Origin of the sequence: Cyanobacterium sp. IPPAS B-1200, assembly GCF_001747005.2 — a bacterium.
In the GTDB taxonomy this organism is placed as follows: domain Bacteria; phylum Cyanobacteriota; class Cyanobacteriia; order Cyanobacteriales; family Cyanobacteriaceae; genus Cyanobacterium.
Genome location: NZ_CP182899.1, coordinates 2,898,230 through 2,918,364 on the forward strand (window position 1 = coordinate 2,898,230; position 20,135 = coordinate 2,918,364).

General features: G+C 38.7%; 14 protein-coding genes. 7 read left to right on the plus strand and 7 right to left on the minus strand.

Annotation, left to right across the window (positions count from 1 at the left end; genetic code table 11):
• Window positions 1-106: 106 nt before the first annotated feature.
• Window positions 107-1,690, plus strand: a complete 1,584-nt coding sequence (locus A5482_RS13525; protein WP_069791669.1) for an IS1634 family transposase — start codon at window positions 107-109, stop codon at window positions 1,688-1,690.
• Between the two features lie 188 nt (window positions 1,691-1,878).
• Here the strand turns inward: A5482_RS13525 and A5482_RS13530 are convergent, their stop codons facing one another.
• Both A5482_RS13530 and A5482_RS13535 read right to left on the minus strand, forming a co-directional pair.
• Window positions 1,879-2,472: a PRC-barrel domain-containing protein gene (locus tag A5482_RS13530; protein WP_069790513.1), complete on the minus strand. Its 594-nt coding sequence runs from the start codon at window positions 2,470-2,472 to the stop codon at window positions 1,879-1,881.
• Between the two features lie 69 nt (window positions 2,473-2,541).
• Window positions 2,542-2,811, minus strand: coding sequence for a TMEM165/GDT1 family protein (locus A5482_RS13535; RefSeq protein ID WP_069790512.1), 270 nt, complete (start codon window positions 2,809-2,811; stop codon window positions 2,542-2,544).
• A gap of 141 nt (window positions 2,812-2,952) precedes the next feature.
• Here A5482_RS13535 and A5482_RS13540 point away from each other — a divergent pair, with 141 nt between their 5' ends.
• The 3 genes from A5482_RS13540 (at window position 2,953) to psbO (ending at window position 6,597) form a co-directional block, all read left to right on the plus strand.
• Window positions 2,953-3,882 (plus strand): UDP-glucuronic acid decarboxylase family protein, encoded by a 930-nt coding sequence (locus A5482_RS13540; protein ID WP_069790511.1) that lies wholly within the window; start codon window positions 2,953-2,955, stop codon window positions 3,880-3,882.
• 163 nt (window positions 3,883-4,045) lie between these two features.
• On the plus strand, window positions 4,046-5,425 hold the full coding sequence (locus tag A5482_RS13545) for a UDP-glucose dehydrogenase family protein (protein WP_069790510.1): 1,380 nt from the start codon (window positions 4,046-4,048) through the stop codon (window positions 5,423-5,425).
• 338 nt (window positions 5,426-5,763) lie between these two features.
• Window positions 5,764-6,597 carry a photosystem II manganese-stabilizing polypeptide gene (psbO, locus tag A5482_RS13550; RefSeq protein WP_069790509.1) on the plus strand — a complete coding sequence of 278 codons (834 nt, stop codon included), beginning with the start codon at window positions 5,764-5,766 and terminating at the stop codon, window positions 6,595-6,597.
• 101 nt (window positions 6,598-6,698) lie between these two features.
• Here the strand turns inward: psbO and bicA are convergent, their stop codons facing one another.
• The gene (gene bicA / locus A5482_RS13555) at window positions 6,699-8,402 is read right to left on the minus strand and encodes a bicarbonate transporter BicA (protein ID WP_069790508.1); all 1,704 of its coding nucleotides are present in this window, start codon (window positions 8,400-8,402) and stop codon (window positions 6,699-6,701) included.
• Between the two features lie 321 nt (window positions 8,403-8,723).
• Window positions 8,724-9,842 (minus strand): sodium-dependent bicarbonate transport family permease, encoded by a 1,119-nt coding sequence (locus tag A5482_RS13560; protein ID WP_069790507.1) that lies wholly within the window; start codon window positions 9,840-9,842, stop codon window positions 8,724-8,726.
• A gap of 519 nt (window positions 9,843-10,361) precedes the next feature.
• On the opposite strand from A5482_RS13560, the gene A5482_RS13565 reads away from it, so the two are divergent.
• The 3 genes from A5482_RS13565 (at window position 10,362) to A5482_RS13575 (ending at window position 13,252) form a co-directional block, all read left to right on the plus strand.
• The gene (locus A5482_RS13565; RefSeq protein ID WP_069790506.1) at window positions 10,362-10,676 is read left to right on the plus strand and encodes a P-II family nitrogen regulator; all 315 of its coding nucleotides are present in this window, start codon (window positions 10,362-10,364) and stop codon (window positions 10,674-10,676) included.
• A 351-nt stretch (window positions 10,677-11,027) separates the two neighbouring features.
• Window positions 11,028-12,131, plus strand: coding sequence for a sensor histidine kinase (locus A5482_RS13570; RefSeq protein WP_069790505.1), 1,104 nt, complete (start codon window positions 11,028-11,030; stop codon window positions 12,129-12,131).
• A gap of 299 nt (window positions 12,132-12,430) precedes the next feature.
• On the plus strand, window positions 12,431-13,252 hold the full coding sequence (locus tag A5482_RS13575; protein WP_201150051.1) for an SWIM zinc finger family protein: 822 nt from the start codon (window positions 12,431-12,433) through the stop codon (window positions 13,250-13,252).
• Here A5482_RS13575 and A5482_RS13580 read toward each other — a convergent pair.
• The 3 genes from A5482_RS13580 to A5482_RS13590 all read right to left on the minus strand — a co-directional run bounded on the left by A5482_RS13580 (window position 13,249) and on the right by A5482_RS13590 (window position 20,130).
• Entirely contained in the window at window positions 13,249-16,161 is a 2,913-nt protein-coding gene (locus A5482_RS13580) for a DEAD/DEAH box helicase (RefSeq protein ID WP_069790503.1), read from the minus strand. The genes A5482_RS13575 and A5482_RS13580 overlap by 4 nt on opposite strands.
• Window positions 16,162-16,359: 198 nt before the next feature.
• Window positions 16,360-16,653, minus strand: a complete 294-nt coding sequence (locus A5482_RS13585; protein ID WP_015221325.1) for a ferredoxin — start codon at window positions 16,651-16,653, stop codon at window positions 16,360-16,362.
• Between the two features lie 330 nt (window positions 16,654-16,983).
• Window positions 16,984-20,130, minus strand: coding sequence for an efflux RND transporter permease subunit (locus tag A5482_RS13590; RefSeq protein ID WP_069790502.1), 3,147 nt, complete (start codon window positions 20,128-20,130; stop codon window positions 16,984-16,986).
• Window positions 20,131-20,135 lie beyond the last annotated feature (5 nt).

Consider the following 20,135-nt stretch of genomic DNA (forward strand, 5'->3'; position numbering starts at 1 on the left):
TCCGCATAGTTCAAGAAAAAGCAAGAATACTACAAAAAAAGTGATAAAAAAGATGAAGTGGAATAGAGTAAATTAGTTTTAATAGAGTAATGATAAGTCTAGGAAAATGTATGAATCAATAAACATTGAAATAGAAAATATTGATCATTTAGGTATAATAGCTGGAATAGTAGACGAGGTAGGCATTGTAGAGATTGTAAACCAAAAACTACCATCCTATGCTACAGAAAAAATTAGTAAAGGATTAGTAGTCAAGGCAATGATTCTCAATGCCTTGGGTTTTGTGTCTCAGCCATTGTACCTATTTTCAGAGTTTTTTAACGACAAAGCAATAGAAAAATTACTAGGAAAAGAAGTAAAAAAAGAATACTTAAATGATGACAAATTAGGGAGAAGTTTAGATGAACTATACGAATATGGACTAAGTAATTTGTTCATAGAAATAGTCATAGAAGTAATAAAAAAATATCAAATAAAAAGTAATTATCACCACTTAGACTCCACATCATTTCATGTGGATGGTAAATATGAAAATGAGGAAGAAGAAAATAGAAAAACCATCAAAATATGTCATGGGTATTCAAAAGATAATCGTCCAGATTTAAAACAATGTGTATTAAATTTAATAGTATCAGGGGACGGAGAAATACCATTATGGATGAAATCAGGACAGGGAAATCAAAGTGATAAAAAAGAATTTGTCAAGATAGTAAAAGAGTATAAGAAAAGTATAGAAACAGAGAGTATAACAGTATGTGATAGTGCCTTATATAGTCAAGAGAATATCCAATTACTAGGGGAAATGAAATGGATAACAAGAGTGCCATTAACAGTAAAAAAAGGGAGAGAATTAGTAGAAAACGAAGAAATATTATGGACAGAGATAGAAAATGAGCAAGAACAAGAATTGAAAGAAAGAGGTTATGAATGGAAAGTAATCAAGGAAAACTATGGGGGAATAAACCAGAGATGGTTAGTAGTAGAAAATAAAAAAAGAAAAGAAAGCGATCTAAAAAAAATAAAAAAAGCAATTCCCCTAGAAAAAGAGGAAGTAGAAAAAGAGAAAAAGAAAATATCTAGAAAATTGTGGTGCGATAACAAAGAATGTGAACGAGAAATAAAGAAAAAGAATAAAAGGTTTAAATATTATGAGTTAGAGATAGAAGACATTAGAAAGCAAGAGAAAGGAAAATATGAAGTAAGTGTAGTGGTAAGAGAGAAGGAAGAAGAAATAGAAAAAAAGAAAAATCAAGCAGGAAGATTTATCTTAGCAACCAATGTAATGGAGGAAGAAAGATTAAAACCATGGGAAATACTATGGGAATATAAACAACAACAAAAAGTAGAAAGAGGATTTAGATTTTTAAAGAATCCCTTATTTTTTACCGAGAGTTTTTATGTAAAAAAGGTGGAGAGGTTGGAAGGGATATTATGGTTAATGTCCTTGAGCTTATTGATATATAACCTAGCTCAAAGAGAAATGAGAAAAGAATTAAAAAGAAGAAAAGTAGGATTGAGAAACCAAGTAGGAAAAAGAACAGAAAAAGTAACAATGAGATGGATATTCCAATGCTTTCAAGGAATCTATCTGGCAAAAATAAATGAAGAAGAAAGAATCGTAAATATGAATAAAGATAGAGAAGAAATATTAGAATATTTACCAGCAAAATGTCGTGAATATTATCAATAAAAAACCTTGATAGTTAGGAAAACATCAACAAAAATAAGAGCCATTACAACATAAAATAAAAAAATTGATGGCATAGGTTTGTGGTGGGAAAATATAGAAATAGTCCAAGAGTAAAATAGCAGAGAAAAAGACATTAAAGATAATTTTTACTCAAACCATTACAAATAGCTCATCTTCTTTATGTCGTTTTATTTGTGACAAAATGAAGTGCGGAAAGTCGGCTCTAAAGTTTGCTCGTAATCATCTTGAATAAAATCTTTAACTTTTCCAAAAGTTTGTCCTAATCCTCGACTATATTGGGGGGCATTTTCTATGGCTTGATTGTCAGCAATAACCCGTTTATTCGTAAGACTAACTACGTCCTCTGGTGCGATCGCATATACTCCTTCTTTAATACCTTTCCAACCGCTAGAACTAAATAAATAGTTAATAACTTTGCCTGTCTGTGGGGAAATAGTATAGTCAACGATGTTACCAGCTTTATCTCCTGAGTTTGTCCATAATTCAGCCCCTATTAAAAAAGTTCCCCATTCATTTAGTTGTATTTCGACTTCTTGATCATAGTGAACAATAATGCTATCTTTGCCAATGCTTTCTATTTGTTGCCAAGAAAAACCATGCTTGTCTCTACCTAATAAACCAGCTTTTGATATTATTCCTTTGGCTTGGTGGCTTTCTAATTCTAAGACGATATTGTCTAATTTGCCTACATTTTCGGTAGTGGAATAATTGATAATTAAACGGTCAATTAACTCACTGCGTTTTAATTCTAGCTTGGACATGATTATAAAAATATTTAATAGTTAAAATATATGGTCATTATAACTGAAGATCATTTAACTATTGATGCTTTAGTCTTGCCAAAGATTACTTAGAGCAAGGAAAATAAAACCGATTGCCGCTATACTTTTTAATAATTTAACTGGTAAAAATTCTCCCATACCAACCCCGACAATTACCCCCAAGAAACTAGCAAGAATAAGGGCGACCACAGAGCCAAGAAAGACAGCTTGGGGTGATTTAGAACTACCGCTAAGGGCGATCGCCGCTAACTGACTCTTATCACCTATCTCGGCAACAAAAACCGTAATAAAAGTCAAACTTAAAATATCCCAATTCATATAAGATGATAACTATTTAGTTAATAAAAAATAAATGAAAAAAACCCAATTCAAAAAAATATAAATAAAAAATAAAAATTGGCAAAAATCAAGATAACAGCTAAAATTATATAACAAATTGAAATGATTATAAATAATTAAATGAAAATTTTAGTTACAGGGGGTGCCGGATTCATTGGCTCTCACCTCATCGACTCCCTCATGAATCAAGGTCATGAAATATTATGCCTCGATAACTTCTACACAGGGGAAAAAACCAATGTAGATCATTGGCTAGACCATCATAACTTTGAATTGATTCGCCATGACATCACTGAACCCATCCGTTTAGAAGTAGATCAAATTTATCATCTTGCCTGTCCAGCCTCCCCCGTTCATTATCAATTTAACCCCGTCAAAACCATCAAAACCAATGTGATGGGAACATTGAATATGTTAGGTTTAGCAAAAAGAGTAAAAGCCAGATTTTTACTCGCTTCCACCTCCGAAGTATATGGAGATCCTACCGTTCATCCTCAAACTGAAGAATATCGGGGTAATGTAAATTGTATCGGGCCTCGCTCCTGTTATGACGAAGGAAAAAGAGTTGCTGAAACTCTAGCGTTTGACTACTACCGAGAGCATAAAGTTGATATTAGGGTGGCTCGCATCTTCAACACCTATGGGCCAAGAATGTTGGAAAAAGATGGTCGGGTAGTTAGTAATTTTATTGCTCAAGCCATTAGGGGAATTCCGCTGACAGTTTATGGCGATGGCAGTCAAACCCGTAGTTTCTGCTATGTATCTGACCTTGTAGCGGGGTTAATTGCTCTTATGGAAGGGGATTATATCGGGCCTGTGAACTTGGGAAATCCTGGAGAATATACAATTCTCGAATTAGCTAAAACCATACAAGAAATGATCAAACCTGATAGTGAGTTGGTTTATAAACCTCTACCAGAAGATGATCCCCTTCAGCGTCAGCCCAATATTACTAAGGCGAAGCAGTATCTCCATTGGGAGCCTACTATTGATTTAAAGGATGGCTTAACCTTAACCATTGAGGATTTTAAACAACGAATCAAGGGATAAATTTTTTAATGGTATAGAGTAACGGACAAGGAATTTTAATAATTCTTTGTCTTTTTTTTGTTTTTATTTTTACGAATTCATTCTTAGAAAGAGAGCAGAATAGTGTTTTTTGTTATAAACTTCCATAATATGAAAGCCTTTTAAAAATATATATTTATTTACTATGAAAGTTTGTGTTATTGGTACTGGTTATGTTGGTTTGGTAACAGGAGTTTGTTTGGCCCATATTGGTCATGATGTTATCTGTATTGATAATAATGAGAATAAAGTTAATTTAATGAAACAGGGGCAGTCCCCCATTTATGAACCAGGTTTATCAGAATTAATGCGCTCTTCGATGGATTCGGGGCGGTTGTCTTTTTCTACGGATTTGGGAGCAGGGGTAAACCATGGTGAAATTTTATTTATCGCTGTAGGTACTCCTCCTTTACCCACTGGGGAAAGTGATACTCGTTATGTAGAAGCTGTCGCCAAGGGTATTGGGGCGAATTTGAATGGTGGTTATAAGGTTATTGTTAATAAATCTACTGTGCCTATCGGTTCGGGGGATTGGGTTCGTATGATTGTTTTAGATGGGCTAAAGGAAAGGTCTGGGGTTTCTCAGGGAGAAGGGTTTACCATGAGGGAAGAAGCGGAGGCTTGTTTTGATGTGGTGAGTAATCCTGAATTTTTGCGCGAGGGTAGTGCAGTATATGATACTTTTAATCCCGATCGCATTGTACTGGGTGGTTCTAGCGATCAGGCGATCGCCCTGATGACGCAATTATATCAACCTTTAATTAATCATGAATTTTCGCGGAATAAATCTTTGCCCCCTGTACCTGTGGTGGTAACGGATTTAAATTCTGCGGAGATGATTAAATATGCCGCCAATGCTTTCTTGGCTACTAAGATTAGTTTTATTAATGAAGTGGCGAATGTGTGCGATCGTGTAGGGGCAGATGTTACTCAGGTTGCCAAGGGTATTGGTTTAGATTCTCGCATTGGTAGCAAATTTCTCCAAGCTGGTATTGGTTGGGGTGGCTCTTGCTTTCCCAAGGATGTATCCGCCCTTATCCACACTGCGGAGGACTATGGTTATAACACGGAATTACTTAATGCTGCCGTTAATGTAAATAAAAGGCAACGGGTAATGGCCATCGAGAAATTGCAACAAGAGTTAAAAATCCTTAAGGGAAAGGTTGTGGGTTTGCTGGGTTTAACTTTTAAGCCCGATACCGACGACATGAGAGATGCTCCTGCTTTAAATATTATTGAGGAGTTAAATCGCCTCGGGGCTAAGGTTAAAGCCTATGATCCCATTGTTTCTCAAACGGGTATTAGTCACGGTTTATCGGGGGTAATCATCGAAAGTGATGCTTCTATGTTGGCCGATGGTTGCGATGCTCTGGTGTTAGTCACCGATTGGCAAGAGTTTTTAGAACTTGATTTTGAGAAGATGGCTAAGGTTATGAAACAGCCTTTAATCATCGACGGGCGTAATTTCCTTGATAAAAGGGCGATCGAGGAACTCGGCTTCCGCTATGTGGGCATGGGCAGATAATTATGGGGTGATAAGTGTTAGGGAAAATTTAAATATTAAAATAATTAGGAACATAAGGACATTAGTCTTTTATTCCTATCAAAATGAAATTAATTGAAGTTTCATAGTCAATTATTCAGTGGTGAATTTTACTTGATATGGAACTTAACCATATTATTACAAAACTTTAAGTTTCCTATAACGACTCTTAATTTGGTAAAGTAGATCACGACAAATCTAACTATACTTAGACGAGCTAGTTTTTTTAGTATGGCAACCAGAAAAAAATTAGCAATCATAAGTAAAACACAAGATTTAAAATTAAAAATTTAGAAAAAAATCAAAAGAGAGGTCAAATCATGAGGTTTCGTAACCTATTAGTAGCTTTCTTGATTGTATGCTTAGGGTTTTTAGGAGCTTGTAGTGATGGACAAGCCAAAGCATATGATCCCAAAACAATCACCTATGATGAAATTGTTAATACTGGATTGGCAAATAAATGTCCCCAAATTAATGAGTTTACCCGTGGTTCCATTGATATTAGCCCCGATCAGCCCCTAGCGGTGGTTGATATGTGTTTAGAGCCTGAAGAATATTTTGTCAAAGAAGAGCCTGTTAACAAAAGAAAAGAGGCTGAATATATTCAAGCAAAAGTATTGACTAGAGATACCACCAGCTTAGAACAAATCAGAGGTAGTATTGTTGCTGATGAGGAAGGAGTTTTAACCTTCAAAGAATTTGATGGTATTGATTTCCAAATTATTACTGTTTTATTACCTGGTGGAGATCAAGTTCCTTTCTTCTTTACCATTAAAAAGTTAACGGCTCAAACTGAACCTGGTTTTACTTCTGTTAATAGTTCTACGGATTTTAAAGGTGATTTTAAAGTTCCTTCTTATCGTGGGGCTTCTTTCTTAGATCCTAAAGGACGTGGTTTAACTAGCGGTTATGATAATGCGGTTGCTCTTCCTGCTGGTGCAGATAATTCTGAATATACCCGTAGTAACCTCAAACAAGCAGACATCATGAATGGTGAAATGTCTTTACAAATTACCAAGGTTGACGCTGAAACTGGTGAGATTGCCGGTATTTTTGAAAGTGAACAGCCTTCTTCCACTGATTTAGGTGCTGAGGAGCCTGAAGATGTTAAAATTCGTGGTTCTTTCTATGCTCGTTTAGAACCTCAAATTTAGTTTGAATCTGTCTTTAAAAATATAGGTATAAAAAAAGTTGGGTTTTTTATTAATTAAACCCAACTTTTTGGTTATGTTATCTAAAATTTATTAGCTAATATTTAGATTTTTTCTTCTACGTCAAGGTTAGCTCCAGAGGTTTCGTACACTTCGCTTTGTCTGTTTCTGACTGTTGCTAGTCCTTGTTGTAGGGCATAAAGGCGATCGCCCATCCAATTGTGAGCAGGAATTAATCCAGCCAAACCCAATTTTTCAAGACGATTTTTAACCTTACCTGTCGCCCCCACAATAATCACCTCATTATTTTGGTCAATAGCTTCTTTGATGGCATTTTCGAGGGCAAGGGAAGATGTCACCCCCAAAATAGGAACTTCAGATAAATCAACAATCAACACATCATAATTGTTAACTGCATTGTGTTCTCGCTCAATCGCCTTTGCCACCCCAAAAATCATCGGGCCACTGAGATGGAAAAGCAACATTCTACCCCCAGCCAAATCCAAAACCTGTTTTTCTTCAGTATTCAAAACAATTTGGTCATCCGCATCACTGACCATTTTCACAGACTTAGAACGAAACTCAGATAACTTCTCAATGGTCATCACATTGGCAATAAATATTCCCACACCCACAGCTACCATCAAATCAACCAATACCGTTAAAAGAATTACTCCATAGACAATCCCTGCGGCCTTCCAAGAAATTTTGTGAACCCTTTTCAAGAATCCCCAGTCCATAATATTAAGACCTACCTTAAAAGCAATCCCTGCCAATACCGCCAAAGGAATATTCGCCGTCAAAGGAGCAGCCCACACCACCACAATGAATAAAATAGAGGCTCTCGCAATACCCGATAAAGCAGTTCTACCCCCAGTTTGAATATTTACCACAGTTCCCATGGTTGCCCCAGCCCCAGCGATACCACCAAATAGACCAGAAAACAAATTACCTAAACCCTGCCCAATCAACTCCTTATTAGAATTATGCTCGGTACGAGTCAAACTATCTGCTACCACGGAAGTAAGAAGCGCATCAATACAACCCAACATCCCCAATACCATGGCATCAATGACCATTACTCTTAATTGATCAGCGGCAAAGGTTGGTACTTGTAAACTGGGTAAACCTGTGGGAATTTCTCCGATACGACGAATATCCACATCTCCGAAAAATACTAAAGAAACCACTGTTCCTGCCACAAGAGCCAAAAGTTGGGGAGGACAATATTGACGATAACGACGAGGTACTACATACAAAAGAATGACTGTCATTACTGCCAAAACAGTCTCTAAAGGATTGATACCACCGATGAGATCTGGAATATTTTGAAGAGTACCAATGACCCCTCCAGAGGGTGTTCCCTGCCCTAAAAAAGGAGCGATTTGCAAAATGACCAGAATCAGTCCGATACCTGTCATAAACCCAGAAATCACCGTGTAGGGCATCATGGTGACGTATTTTCCGAGCTTTAGTAAACCAAATATAATTTGAAAAACCCCTGCCAACATTACCACGGTAAAAGCCATGGCCATGCCGTTTTCAGGGTCACTAGCGGTTAAACTAGCAATAACGGCGGTCATGATAACTGTCATCGGGCCCGTAGGCTCGGAAATTAGGGTAGGAGTACCACCAAAAAGGGCGGCAAAAAACCCTACCAAGACTGCTCCCCATAACCCCGCACTTGCCCCAGCCCCCGAAGCGATACCAAAAGCAAGAGCCATGGGTAAAGCAATGACGGCAGCGGTTAAACCTCCTAATAAGTCTCCCCTTACATTGCGAAAATGTATTTGATTAGTAATTTGCATCCACTTGTTTCCTTTTTATCCTTAGTGTGCTATAGAGTTATATCTATGATTTTAAACTTAAATATATTATCATTGCTATGATAATAGAGTTTAAGCACAATAACAAATAAGTTTGACTTATCTCTTAGTACAGGATAAACAAAGAAGTTTTAGCGGTGCCGAAGAAGTGGACCTGTTATTTTGTTGTGTTAGAAAATAATAGCTTTTTATTATAATATTAAAAGTAATCAAAGCCTTCGTTCTGGAAACAAAATCTCACTTTGATATACGGTATTGGTCTGCAGATAAAGGAAGCAACAGCAGACCGTAAACCGTCTCGACTCATCCTCCCATAAAGGCCTGGGCAAGTCCGATATATAGGGGAATGCCTATGGCGATCGCAACGGGAGTACCCACCGCAGTAGAAGATCCGATGTAGGCGGAAGGGTTAGCGGAAGGAATACCTGCCCGTAAAGTGGGAGGGCCAGAAATATCTGAACTAGAAGAAGCAATAACCGCTAAGATAACCACACCACCAAGACTGAATCCCGTAATTTCATGGGCAATCATACCAAAACCAAATGCGATGAGTCCATGGAGTAAAGGGGCAACTAAACCATATACAGCGTACCATTGAGCAACTTTGCGCAATTCCCCAAGTCTTGCGGTGGCTTCCATACCCATTACCAACATTAAGATTGAAAGCAGACCACGGAAAAGGGGATTAAAGAAACTCTCATAAACGCTTTCAGGTCGAGTTAATAAGCCTAGAGCCAAGCCCAGTAACAAAGCAGATAGAGCAGAGCCTTGGAGACTTTCTTTGACGATGGGCCATATTTCTACCCGTTTATTTGAGCTACTACGTTGTTGAGTAAGATATTCTTGTCTGGTGCTAGGATAATCAGCATTACCACTAGAATAATCACCAGCCGCCACGGGCTGTTTTTGAGGATACTCATCTGCTAGGATGGCACGTTGCTTTTTGGTATATATACTAGCCAATACGATGGCGCCCACTAAAGCGGGGATGTCCATAAACGGATAGAGTGCGGCTGCCCATGCTTCATATTCGATGCCTTGCTCTTCTAATAGAGTTAATGCGGCCGCTAAGGTAGAGCCACTCACCGCACCAAATAAACCTGCAGTCGCGATCGCATCTACTACTTTAACATTGGGTAACTTAGCAAGAGTATAACGCCCGATAAAGACGATAATCAGTCCTATGGCCACCGCAAATATTGCGGGTAAAATCATCTCCCCTAGATTGGCGTTACGGATAGCAATGCCACCACTAAGCCCCACTTTGATGAGTAGCATAAAAACAATAAATTTATATACTGCATCTGGAATTTGAAGTTGGCTATTGAGCGCCGCTACCACCATACCACCAATGAGAAAACCGAGGGTTGGAGACTGTAACTGCGATAGAAAGCCTGAAAAAAAACCTGATAAAAAATCCACTTTATAATTCCTCCTGAGATTTGATATTAAATACTGGAGAGTGAAACCGTAAACAAGGGAATTCCCTCAAAATATAAATAATGTCTTTTTTCTTAAATATTTTATATAGAGTTAAATCTATTGTTAAAGAAAAGACCATATACCAAAGTATATCGAAAAAAAACTTCAAATGTAAGACTTTGGGGTATAAATCAGCTAAGTAATATTAAATTTAAATCATAAGTTTTATTTATGTTTTGCTCCTATAAATTTAAGATTAATTATTGTAATCATGGCAAAAACCATAGAAAACAAGGGTTTTGGTTTGTGCCTTGCTGACAATCTGATAATGAATAGTGTGTGCAAAAATAAGGTCATAAGTATTTTTTATAAAATGCTTCTTGAAATTTGATCGATGTTTTCCCATGGATAGTAGTGGATTTTGAGAAGACTAACATATACTAAAAAGTATGATTGTGGACAAAAGCATAGATTATTGTCTTTAATCATTTAAAAAATATATATCAAGAGGTAATCCATATGACCCAAAAAGCTAGTAAGCTCGTCATTGTCACAGAAAAATTATTACTTAAACAAATCGCTAAAATTATCGATAAAGTAGGAGCCACTGGTTATACGGTGGTGGCTGCAGGTGGTAAAGGTAGTCGTAATGTGCGATCGTCTGGACAACCCACGGTTTCTGATACCTACTCCAATATCAAGTTTGAGATACTGACCCCTAGTAGGGAAATGGCTCTCAAAATTTCCGATGAGGTTGCAGACCAATTTTTTGAGGATTATTCAGGTATTATTTATCTTTGTGATGCAGAAGTATTACACGCACATATATTCTAAATCAACAATCTTTCCTGATTCAAAAATCCCTGTTTAAAGCCTAATCATTAAAATTTTTCCACCTTGGAGAGCTTGACAGGGACAGTAGAGTGAGAATGGGTGGAACTCACTCGCTGATAATACCTTTATACTGATTAGGGTGAGGAACAGGGAACGGGGAATAGGCAACAGATAGTAATTGTTTATTGTCCATTGTTACAGGGTGAACAATAGGATTTGGTATTAGAGCCTCTATGATAGTCTGAGTTACATAAAAAAAGTCTATATCACAGAAGTTTTCAAGTGGTTTTGAATGCAAACCATATAATTTGCCGTGATTCATAATAAAAGGAGAGTAATTATGAGTTTTTTATGAAACAAAAAATGAGTTTGGGTACAAGGCTTTTTTTATCTCACTTGGCAGTAATGGTTGTGGGTTTAAGTACTTTTATTGTTATAGCAAAGGTGTCTTCTCCTCAGTTTTTTGTGGTGAGGTTGGAACAGTTAGAAAGGAAGGGATTTTTGACCGTGAGATCGGCTAAAACGTATCTAATTGATGGTTTTCAAACAGCGTGGAATCGTAGCGCTACTTGGTCTTTAATTTTGGGTGGGTTAACAGCGGGGGGGTTGAGTTACTATCTGAGTCGGCGAATTATGAAACCCCTTAAGCAAATAGAAAATATCACTCATAATTTTGCGGCGGGCCATTGGGAGCAAAGAATACCCGAGAGCGAGATTCCTGAGTTAAATCAGTTGAGTGTTAGTTTTAATCACATGGCGAGTAGTTTGGAGGATGTGGAAAGAAGGCGGAGAGATTTGGTGGGAGATTTAACCCATGAGTTGCGTACTCCTTTGACGGTGGTAAGGGGTTATTTGGAGGAGTTGGCTTCGGGGGATATTGAGGCTTCTCCTCAGTTGTATGTCAATTTAATCAGGGAAACAAGGCGGTTGGAAAATTTGACCCGTGATTTACAGGAGTTGTCGAAGGCGGAAGCTGGTTATTTATCCATTGATGTTAAACCCATTAATCTTTTGCCTCTTTTGAGGGGGTTGGTGACGAGGTTTCGGGATCAACTTTTGGATGATGGCCCAGTGTTAAAGTTATCATGTCCTGATAGTTTACCTTTGGTGATGGCTGATAGCGATCGCACTGAGCAAATTTTAGTTAATCTATTGGGTAATGCCATTCGTTATACAGAGATAGGCTCTATCGAAATATCTACAAAGGTAGTCAATAAATATTTATGGATAACGGTACAGGATACGGGGGTGGGTATTGCCCCAGAAGATTTACCCCATGTATTTGAGAGATTTTGGCGGGGCGATCGCTCTCGGAACAGTTATTCTGGGGGTAGTGGTATTGGGTTAGCTATCACCAAAAAATTAGTAGAATTACAGGTAGGGGTGATCGAGGTTACAAGCCAACTCCACCAAGGTACTACTTTTCGCTTTTCCTTACCCCTAGCCAAAAGTTAGTTAGAAGGTGGGACGTAGGAAATGGAAAGTGGGAAAATTTAGATATATAATTCATAACTGACGTTACGCACTCATTTATAAGTTAAGTTTTAACAAGGGGCCTCGCGCGCCTTGCCCAACTCCTAGCCCCCTAAGCAGAACGTGTACAAACAGAATATGAACATCCAAATTTTTTACCATCTTAAACTAATTATATTTTTGCGTAACATCAGATTCATAATTTTTCCAGTGTCTCAAAACTGATAATATAGAAAAACCCCTCAAAATATATTGTTTCTGGATGAAAAGTGATGAATCAAATGATTAATAGACAGTGGTGGGTAGAAAAATGGTTAGAATTATTAGACTCCTACCGCTTCAAAAAAAGACTAGAAAGAGCGCGCAACTATGCCAGAGAAGGAAACGTTTTAAATATTGAATTTAAACAAAATCATCTTATATCCGAAGTACAAGGAAGCGAATCTCAACCCTATCGAGTAACCCTTTCCCTCGAAGCATTTTCCGACGAAGACTGGGGATATGTCATTGAAACCATGTCAGAAAAAGCACTTTTAGCCGCTCAGTTGCTAGTGGGGGAAATGCCTTCAGAAATCGAACAAGTATTTATCAAAAATGGCTTAAGTCTATTCCCCTTTAACCTAACCGATGTCAAATCCCGTTGTACTTGCCCAGACAAAGCTAACCCCTGTAAACACATTGGCGCAGTTTATTATCAACTAGCGGATCGTTTTAGTGAAGACCCTTTTATCATATTTCAGCTTCGGGGTAGAAGTAAAGAACAAATTTTAGAAGCCTTGAGGGTTTGTCGTGGTATCAAATTGTCAGGAAAAGAGCCAAAGCCTGAGATGTTGGGCAAAATTAAATCCTTACCAAAAAGGAAGGCTAAGGCAAATAAAACTTCTGTACCCTTAAGTATCGATAGCTTTTGGGAATATAACGAACCATTAGACTCCTCTTTGGTGGTAATTACTCCTCCCACGGATAATAAAAATATTTTGGATGTATTGGGGGCAATTCCTCTTCCTTATAATGATTCTCAGGCGGTGATGCAGTATTTACAACAGGTGTATAACGCCGTGCCTATGAAAGTGATGGAAATTGCCCTTACAGAAAATAATTAGATAGGAAAACGCTTCATCTTAGCAAAAGCATCCCTTGCGGTGTCGGCAAGTTGAGCATTAACCCCCGGCACTTGAGGAATTTGCCATAAAACATCTACGGTGCGCCGTAAAATACGGACAATATCTCCTTCGTCAAGGGTAGTATTAGAACAAAGTTCATCCCATGTCACTCCCATACACCAAGCCTCTGATAAACCGATGACATCCCTTTCTAAATAAACGGGCATGGTAATATCTTTTTTGGTTTGGGCTTGATATAGTTTACGTCGTGTTTCTGTCAACTGCTCTTCTGGATTATATTCATCATCTATTTTCACTAAACCCAAAGCATCTAAAACCTGTACTGAGGGTTGATAAGCCACCCAAGTATCAAACCTCGGAGGATCAGTAATTAGGGCTGTAATGGCAGGGGCGAGGTAGTGGGGGGGCAAAAAGTCTAAATGTCCAGAGGTGAGGGCTAGGGCTAACCATAGCTCGTTTTCTCCTCGGATTACAGCGGCGGCTTCCCCTAGAATAGTGGGTTCAAATTGTTTTAAGGCACCAAATTCTCGTAAAATTTCCACCAGGGCAAGGAATTCTTGCCAATAATAGGAACTATGGGATTTTACTTTTTGATATTGATTTTGGATGGTGGTTAATTCTTGTTTGAGGGTTTGTCGTTTACTGTTGTTGCGCATCAACTGCCCGATTTTTTCTACTTTGTCGAGGGGATGTTGTTTAACTAGGTTTTCTACTGCTTCGATGCGTTTCTCTTGGGCAAGTATTTCTTCGTTGACGGGGGTATATTCTTTTTCATGTTCGCTAATTAAATCGGTAATTGCTTGGCTGGTGGCATCCCCTGCGCACAGTTGCCCGGCACAGATATTTTCTATTTCTGGTAAATAGAGGTTTTCCACTAGGTTGAGGGGCATTTTCCCTGAGTTAATATCAATGATGTCACTGATGGAGGCTATATACCAATGGTTGTCTTTGCCAAGACAGAGGAAAAATTCTTGGTTGTTGTTGGATATTTTGGCTATCATCACCCCTTCTGCGACGTAGGCGTTTTTCTTGCCCTGACGGTTAAGGCTGAGGATATTTCCAGGAATAAGATTGGCTATGGAGGGTTTTAGGGCTTCAACTCTTTGTTGGCGCCAGTTTTTGTGGAATAGTTTGAGAATTTTTTTCTCTTGTTTTAGTCTTTCTTTTAGTTTTTCGTAGGCGCTTAAGTCTTTGCTGTTATAACCTGCTAATCCTACATCTAATCTAGTTATTTCTCTAGTATAAGATGCGATCGCCTCTTCTTGGGGATTTAATTGTACTTGGGCTAAATATTCCGCAAAACTTAATTCTAGTAATTGTTTAGCTTCTTCGATACTATGTTTTTGTAAAAGGTTCAACACCATACCATAACTAGGGGTAAACCAACTGCGCAAGGCTTCTGGCTCTGCTTTTGCCAATTTAGAGGCTATTAATACCCCTTCATAGGGAGTTTGCACAGTGACAACATAACCCACTTCATCCATACCTCGGCGCCCTGCCCTTCCTGCAATTTGTAAAAATTCTGAGGGGGTAAGGGTGCGAATACCATCATCACCCCTTTTGCGTAGGGCAGAAATAACGGTGGTACGGGCTGGCATATTTATCCCTGCAGCGAGGGTAGCTGTAGCAAAGACAATTTTAATTAAGCCTTTTTCAAATAAACGCTCTACCAATTCTTTCCAAGCTGGTAAAATCCCTGCATGGTGGGCTGCAATACCTCTGGTGAGAGGCTCAATTTGACTACTTCTGACTAATTCGCTGTTATCTCCTAAAAAGCGTAAAATTCGCTCTTTTAATAAGGGCTTTTCGGTCAAAAATTCAATTAATTCTACTTCTCCGCCTTCTTTTTTAGTGATAAAACTAATGATTTTATCATAGGTAATTTCATGTTCTTTTCTAGCAAATTCAACTATTTTATCTTGTAATTCAATACTTTCTAAAAGTAAAAAACGTAATAAATAAGATAATATCTTTTTGCTCTCATCTACGGAGACTAAATTGACATAGTTTAATGATTCTACCGCTTGATCACAACCTTTACGACTAAATATTATGTATATCGCAGGAAGCATATTTTGATTGTTTAGCTGTTGGGTTAAACCTTTAACAGTAGGGCAAGTTTTGCGATCAAATCTTCCTCTTTTATTGGGTCTTAAAAGGCTTTTTAATTGTGGGTTGATTTTATCGCTTTTATCTTTAAATAAATTTTGTAATCCTTTACTATGACTAAAATAAAATTTAAGGGGTACGGGGCGAAAATCAGAGTTAACTAACTCACAACGGCTAAAATTTCCCTGTTGAAAATGACAACGGCGCACATAGTTTACCCAGTCGCATAGTTGTTGAGGGTTGCCCACGGTAGCGGAAAGGGCAACTAATTGGATATGGGGGGGGCAATAGATAATTGATTCTTCCCACACTGTCCCCCTCCCCGGATCATTGATATAATGACATTCATCAAGAACAACACTTTGCACATTACGAACAGATGTACCCACCTCCCCAATGGGGGTACTATAGAGCATATTACGAAAAATCTCCGTCGTCATCACCACGATAGGGGCTTCGGGGTTGATAGATACATCCCCTGTAATTAAGCCGATTTCTGCGTATAAACCTGATTCGGGAACAAGAGTTTGACCAAATTTTTCTTGAAAGTCTCTAAATTTTTGGTTAGAAAGGGCTTTTAGGGGGGTAGTATAAAATACCCTTTGCCCACTGTTTAAGGCTCTATAGATGGCATACTCCCCGATGAGTGTTTTTCCTGAACCCGTTGGCGCAGTTACTAAGACGGATTTTCCTGCATCTAAAAGTGCGATCGCTTCTACCTGAAAATCATCTAATTGGTAAGGAAAAACGGTTTTAAAATCTAAATTCAAGGGAGGCATTATGATTGCTTGACTATGCTGTATATAATGATTCTAACGACTTTTTTCCGTAAAATGGAAAACAATTATTATTTTCTACACTTTTAGCCAAACAAAAAAAACACCCCTACCATATTACTGGGGGGCTTAGGGATAAATAAGAAACAATTAATTGCCCTCAAAACGACAATCAATTGCTTCCCCTACCAAAAAAATTACTTAGTACAAGTCTTCTTCTTTGTGGGTTTCGATTTTACAATCAGAAGTAGGATAAGCAACACAGGTTAAAACATATCCCGCTTCAATTTGATCATCATCTAAGAAAGACTGATCAGATTGATCGATGGTACCAGAAACGAGTTTACCAGCACAAGTAGAACAAGCACCAGCACGACAGGAGTAAGGTAAGTCAATACCTTGTTCTTCAGCTACATCAAGGATATACTCATCATCGGGTACTTCAATAGTTTGTTCGCCGTCTTCAGTTACTAGGGTAACGTTATAAGTTGCCATATTTTGTTTCCTTTAATAAATAGTTTGCAAATGCTATTTCTTACTATAAAAGTAAGCCTATTATGAATAGTAAAGGATAAATGTAAATTATGCTCCACACATTAGCAATGAAATTCTTATCCTCAAAAAATATAAGTTTTTTTTATATTATAATTTGAGTCTCCATAGGAACAATAAATATATTTGTTTTTCTAATAAAGTACGGTATATAGGGATTTACAGGTTCGGTTATCCCTATGAATTGCTTTTTTAGTTGTTAATGCTATACATTAGTTTTTTTTATTGATTATGATAGTTTGGGTTAATAGTTTGCCATGGAGCGGTGGTATTTTAATTGTCTGCGACTAATTGTTTGGGTTGCTTTCTGGGCAAGACTTTTTCCACCGCCATCTTGATGACAATATAAAGAATGGGAACCACAAATAAACTCAAGAAAGTAGCTACTAACATCCCCCCAAATACTGCCGTACCAAGGGATTGACGACTACCAGCCCCTGCCCCTGAGGCAATGACGAGGGGGAAAATACCAGTGAGGGTAGAAATAGCGGTCATAAGGATAGGGCGTAGCCTTTGTTTAGAGGCTTCGATGGCCGCTTTAACCGTGGACATACCTTCATCCCGTAGTTGATTAGCAAATTCCACAATCAGGATGGAGTTTTTACTGGCTAAACCAATCAACATAACTAAACCAATTTGACAATAAATATCGTTGCTAAAACCCCTCAAACTTTGAGCCAATAAAGCCCCCAATATAGCTAAGGGTACAGCCAAAATGATGATGAAAGGATCCACATAATTTTCATACTGAGCAGATAAAACAAGGAAAACTAAAACGATACCTAGGCTAAAAATAATGATTGCCAAATTTCCCGCACTAATTTCCTCCAAAGAAATGCCCGTCCATTCATAGCCAAAGCCCACAGGTAGGACTTGAGAGGCGATCGCCCCTACTGCTTCAATGGCATTTCCCGAACTATAACCAGGGGCAGGGGAACCATTGATTTCAATGGAACGAAATAAATTATAGTGATTAATGGTTTGCGCCCCCACCGTAGGGGTAATGGTAACAAGGTTTGATAAAGGAATCATCTCACCGCCCCCAGAGCGCACGAAAAAGTTGTCCATACTTTCAGGATTCGCTCTAAACTCCTTATCTCCTTGTACATACACTCGGTAAGACCGTTGTTGCATAGTAAAATCATTGACATAAGAACCACCCATCATGGTTGCCATGGTACTAAAAACATCATCCAAATTCACATCCAACACCTTCGCCCTTTCTCGATTCACCTCCACAATTAATTGAGGACTGTTAGCGGCAAACTGAGTAAAAACAGCACTTAGAGCTTCATCCTGATTTGCTGCTCCTAAAAATTGTCCCATGACTTCCACCATCGATTGTAAATCGGGATTAATGCGCCGATCCTGTAAATTGAAGGTAAAACCCCCAAAAGCTCCTAAACCTTGAATCGCAGGGGGATTGATGGGAATAATTCTCGCTTCAGGAATCATGGCGAACTTGGGAAATAGTTGTCCGATAATGCCTTGCACAGACTGACTGGCGTTGGGGCGATCGCCCCAGGGTTTCAAGGGAGTAAAAATGATCCCCTGATTAGGAGTACTACCCCCAAAAGAAAAACCACCAATGGCAAAAGTCCCTAACACATCAGGAATCTCCAAAATTTCTTCCTCCACCTGACGCATTACATCGCTGGTATATTGTAGCGAAACCCCTTCAGGAGCTTGAATAATGGTAATAAAATAACCCTGATCCTCTTCGGGTACAAAAGCCGTTGGCACCACCGTATATAACCATCCCGTCAAAGCAATCAAAACTACAAATATTCCCACCACAAATAACTTAAAACGGGCAAGAAATGTTAAAAACCCCTCATACTTTAGAGTTAACCAATCCAAGATCGAATTAAATCGATTAAAAAAAGGCTGTATCCAATCAGGGGGATGTTGCCCCGATTTTAACAATAAAGCACACAGAGAAGGTGTCAAGGTTAAAGCCAAGAAAGTAGAAATTACAATGGAAAAAGCGATGGTTAAAGCAAACTCCCTATATAAAGCCCCCGTGGTGCCTGGGAAAAAAGTTACAGGAATAAACACCGCCATCAACACCAACGAAGTAGCAATAACAGCCCCCGTCAACTGCTTCATCGACTCACTAGCCGCTCGATGGGATTCCATATTACGATCTTGAATATAACGGTAAATTTGTTCTACCACCACGATCGCATCGTCCACCACCAACCCCGTCGCCAGAGTCAAACCAAAAAGAGTAAGAGTATTGATCGAAAAATCAAAAGCCCTCACAAAAGCAAAAGTTCCTACCAAAGACAAAGGAATAGTTAACGAAGGAATCAGAGTAGTACGCCAATCCTGCAAAAATACCAAAATGATTAGGACTACCAACGCCACCGACATAAATAAAGTTATGATGACCTCGTCCAAAGACTCCTCAATAAAACCCGTAGTATCAAAAGCCAGTTGAATATTAATCCCATCTGGAAACTGCTCTGCCAACTCAGCCATCTGGGTTTTTACATTTTGTGCAACCTCTAGGGCATTGGAACCAGGCAACTGATAAATCCCCACTCCCACCGCCTCGACTCCTCGAAAACGCACAAAAGAATCATAATTCTGCGCCCCCAATTCAACCCTACCCACATCCCGAAAACGAATTAAAGAACCCGTCTGCTCATCACTTCGTAAAATTATATCTTCAAACTCCTCTGGCTCCGTCAACTGGCTTACCGCCCGTAAAGAAATTTGGAACTCCTGACCTTCAATGGCAGGTTCAGCACCCACGGCACCAACCCCCACCTGAACATTTTGTTCTCGCAGAGCATTTTCCACATCCATCGGGGTTAAACCACGGCTACTTAGACGATTCGGATCAACCCATAGGCGCATAGCATAACGTCTTTCTCCAAATACTGTAACATCAGCCACCCCCTCAATTCTTTTTAGGGCATCAACCAAAAACCTTTCTGCATAATTACTAAGAAAGTCATTATCATATTGTCCATCTTCACTAAACATCCCAAAACCCATTAAAATGTTGTTGGACTGTTGAGTCACCGTAACCCCTGTCCTCTGCACAACATCGGGCAATTGCCCTTCCACCACAGAAATTTGATTTTGAATATCAACGGCCGCTAAGTCCTTATTCCTTGAAGCATCAAAAGTGGCAGTAATACTACTGGTTCCTGAGTTGGTACTACTCGAAGAAATGTATCTTAATCCTTCTACTCCATTAATTTGTCTTTCGAGGATGTTGGTAACGGTGTTTTCCACTACCTCGGCATCTGCCCCCGTATAGTTAGCGGTAATTTGGATTTGAGTCGGCGCAATATCGGGAAAACGAGCAATGGGTAAGGTAACAATACTGACGGTACCCACCAAAAGGATGATCAGGGCGCAAACGCTAGAAAATACTGGTCTTCGGATAAAAAAATCAACGAACATCTTTT

What these genes read in the sequence shown, in the direction of transcription:
- A5482_RS13525 (WP_069791669.1), top strand. Translation starts at nt 107, where the DNA reads ATGTATGAATCAATAAACATTGAAATAGAAAATATTGATCATTTAGGT.
- A5482_RS13530 (WP_069790513.1), bottom strand. Translation starts at nt 2,472, where the DNA reads ATGTCCAAGCTAGAATTAAAACGCAGTGAGTTAATTGACCGTTTAATT.
- A5482_RS13535 (WP_069790512.1), bottom strand. Translation starts at nt 2,811, where the DNA reads ATGAATTGGGATATTTTAAGTTTGACTTTTATTACGGTTTTTGTTGCC.
- A5482_RS13540 (WP_069790511.1), top strand. Translation starts at nt 2,953, where the DNA reads ATGAAAATTTTAGTTACAGGGGGTGCCGGATTCATTGGCTCTCACCTC.
- A5482_RS13545 (WP_069790510.1), top strand. Translation starts at nt 4,046, where the DNA reads ATGAAAGTTTGTGTTATTGGTACTGGTTATGTTGGTTTGGTAACAGGA.
- psbO (WP_069790509.1), top strand. Translation starts at nt 5,764, where the DNA reads ATGAGGTTTCGTAACCTATTAGTAGCTTTCTTGATTGTATGCTTAGGG.
- bicA (WP_069790508.1), bottom strand. Translation starts at nt 8,402, where the DNA reads ATGCAAATTACTAATCAAATACATTTTCGCAATGTAAGGGGAGACTTA.
- A5482_RS13565 (WP_069790506.1), top strand. Translation starts at nt 10,362, where the DNA reads ATGACCCAAAAAGCTAGTAAGCTCGTCATTGTCACAGAAAAATTATTA.
- A5482_RS13570 (WP_069790505.1), top strand. Translation starts at nt 11,028, where the DNA reads ATGAAACAAAAAATGAGTTTGGGTACAAGGCTTTTTTTATCTCACTTG.
- A5482_RS13575 (WP_201150051.1), top strand. Translation starts at nt 12,431, where the DNA reads ATGATTAATAGACAGTGGTGGGTAGAAAAATGGTTAGAATTATTAGAC.
- A5482_RS13580 (WP_069790503.1), bottom strand. Translation starts at nt 16,161, where the DNA reads ATGCCTCCCTTGAATTTAGATTTTAAAACCGTTTTTCCTTACCAATTA.
- A5482_RS13585 (WP_015221325.1), bottom strand. Translation starts at nt 16,653, where the DNA reads ATGGCAACTTATAACGTTACCCTAGTAACTGAAGACGGCGAACAAACT.
- A5482_RS13590 (WP_069790502.1), bottom strand. Translation starts at nt 20,130, where the DNA reads ATGTTCGTTGATTTTTTTATCCGAAGACCAGTATTTTCTAGCGTTTGC.